The following is a 2,509-nucleotide window of genomic DNA, read 5'->3' as shown; positions in this document are numbered from 1 at the left end:
ACGAGGTCCTGAACCGCGTGCCGGTCCATATCACCGCCTACGACGGCAGCGCCGCCGGCCCGGCCGACGCCGAGGTCTCGGTGCGGGTCAACAGCCCGAAGGCGCTGTCGTACCTGATCCTGTCCCCCGGCCAGCTGGGGCTCGGGCGTGCGCTGGTCTCCGGCGAGCTGGACATCGAGGGCGACATCTACACCGCGCTCGGCCTCGTCTACCGCGAGCACGTCGGTGAGGTGACGCTGCGGGCCAAGCTCGACGTGCTGCGCAACCTCGACCCGAAGGCGCTGCGCTGGGTCGACCCGCCGCCCGAGGAGTACAACGCCAAGCGCCCGCTGCAGCGGCTCGCCCAGATCCGGGCCGGGCTGACGCGGCACTCCAAGGAGCGCGACGCCCAGGTCATCGGGCACCACTACGACATCTCGAACCGCTTCTACGAGCTGGTCCTCGGCCCGTCGATGGCCTACACGTGCGCGGCCTACCCGAGCGAGACCGCCTCGCTGGAGGAGGCGCAGTTCGCCAAGCACGACCTGGTGGCTCAGAAGCTCGCGCTGGCGCCCGGGATGCGGATGCTCGACGTCGGCTGCGGGTGGGGCCAGATGTCGATGCACGCCGCCGAGCACTACGGCGTGCAGGCCCTCGGCGTGACCCTCTCGCGCGACCAGGCGCTGTGGGCCCAGAAGGAGGTCGCCCGGCGCGGTCTCGGGGACCTCGTCGAGATCCGGCACGGCGACTACCGCGACGTCACCGAGGAGGGGTTCGACGCCGTCGCCTCGATCGGGCTCACCGAGCACATCGGGCGGGCCCAGCTGAAGGCCTACTTCGCCTTCCTGTACGCGAAGCTGCGCCCGGGCGGCCGGCTGCTCAACCACTGCATCACCCGCCCCGACGCCCACCACCGGGCCCACGCGGACCCGTTCATCGACCGCTACGTCTTCCCCGACGGCGAGCTCCTGCCGATCGGCCACCTGGTCACCCGCATGAACGGCGCCGGCTTCGAGATCCGCCACGAGGAGAACCTGCGCGAGCACTACTCCAGGACCCTCAAGGCGTGGACGGCCAACCTCGAGGCCAACTGGGACGAGTGCGTCGCCGAGGCGGGGGAGGGCCGCGCCCGGGTGTGGAACCTCTACATGCCCGCCTGCGCGGTCGGGTTCGACCTGAACAACATCCAGCTCCACCAGGTCCTCGGGGTGAAGCTCGACGACATGGGCCGCTCCGGCTTCCCGCTGCGGCCGGCGTACTGAGCGGTCCGGGGATCCCGACCGGCGCGGAGAACTAACCCGGATCGCCGCGGAAGCGCCGCGCGGCCCCGGCCATCCGCGCGTCCTCGGCGTCGAGGCGGCGCTGGGCCGCGGACCGGTCGGTGACCCCGACCGGTCCGGAGCGCGGGTCGGTGTCGCCGCCGCGGGCCACGGTCTCGACGTGGGCGTCGGCGAGGCCGAGCAGCCGGTCGAGCACGACGTCGCCGGTACGCGGCGCCGCCTCCCAGTCGGGGACGTGGCGCTCCTCGGGCACCGCGGACCCCTCGGCCTCCGGACGGGCGTGCGCCGGCCGGCGCGGACCGCGGGCGCCGCCACGGCGGCGCGGGGCCCCGTCGTCCGGGGGAGCGGGCGGCGCGCCCCCGCGCTCGGTGATCAGCTGGCGCAGCCGGGTCAGGGCCCGGTGCTGGGCGACGCGGACCGCGCCCGCGGTCGAGCCCACCGCCTCCGCGGTCTCCTCGGCGGAGAGCCCGACGACGACGCGCAGCCGCAGCACCTCCTGCTGCTTCTCGGGCAGCTCGGCCATGAGCGCGGCCATCTCGGTGGACTCGGCGAGCGCGAGGGCGTGCTGCTCGGGGCCGTCGTGGCCGTCCTGCTGCTCGGGCAGCTCGTCCATCGGGTCCGAGCGGTCGCGCCCGGCGGCCCGGTGGGCGTCGACCACCTTGTGCTGGGCGATCCCGTAGACGAACGCGAGGAAGGGCCGGCCCTGGTCCTCGTAGGTCGGGAGGGCCCGCAGCACGGCGACGCAGACCTCCTGGGCGACGTCGTCGGGGGAGGCGTTGACCCGTTCGTAGCCACCGAGCCGGCTGCGGCAGTAGCGCACGACCAGCGGGCGGAGGATCCGCAGCAGCGTCTCCATCGCGCCGGCCTCGCGGGCGAGGGCGGAGGCGACGAGCCGGTCGAGGTCGCGGGGGTCGGTCCCGGGCTCCTCCCGGCTCACCGGGCCCGCCGGCCGTCGGGAGGGGAACCGGGATCGGTCCCGGCGGCCACGACGACCGCCCACTGGCGCATCGCCTCGTCGAGCCGCTGCGGCATCTCCTCCGCCGGGAGGCCGAGCTCCGCGGCGGTCTGTGCGTCGGGGACGCCGAGCCAGCGCAGCACGGCGAGGTCGCGGGCGAGCGGATCGAGGTGGACCAGGGCCCGCAGCGGGCGGGCCTCGTCGGCGGCGAGCAGGCGCCAGGGGTCGGGGTGGCGCGATGGAGACGCTGCTGCGGATCCTCCGCCCGCTGGTCGTGCGCTACTGCCGCAGCCGG

Annotated in this window: 2 protein-coding genes and 1 pseudogene; 1 reads left to right on the top strand and 2 read right to left on the bottom strand. The window is 74.9% G+C overall.

Annotation, left to right across the window (positions count from 1 at the left end; translation table 11 throughout):
- Positions 1–8: 8 nt before the first annotated feature.
- The gene (locus AC0CYZ_RS26845; protein ID WP_472221062.1) at positions 9–1,241 is read left to right on the top strand and encodes a class I SAM-dependent methyltransferase; all 1,233 of its coding nucleotides are present in this window, start codon (positions 9–11) and stop codon (positions 1,239–1,241) included.
- Between the two features lie 388 nt (positions 1,242–1,629).
- On the opposite strand, the pseudogene AC0CYZ_RS26840 reads toward AC0CYZ_RS26845, so the two are convergent.
- Positions 1,630–2,196: pseudogene (locus tag AC0CYZ_RS26840) on the bottom strand (sigma-70 family RNA polymerase sigma factor); the annotation flags it as partial.
- Positions 2,193–2,509 (bottom strand): hypothetical protein (locus tag AC0CYZ_RS26835; RefSeq protein WP_472221060.1); only part of this gene is annotated, 317 nt, incomplete at its 5' end. The pseudogene AC0CYZ_RS26840 and the gene AC0CYZ_RS26835, both read right to left, overlap by 4 nt.

Source organism: Actinomycetospora sp. (genome assembly GCF_055612215.1).
The sequence above is the reverse complement of the archived record's forward strand: the minus strand, read 5'-3'. Positions and strand labels throughout refer to the sequence as shown.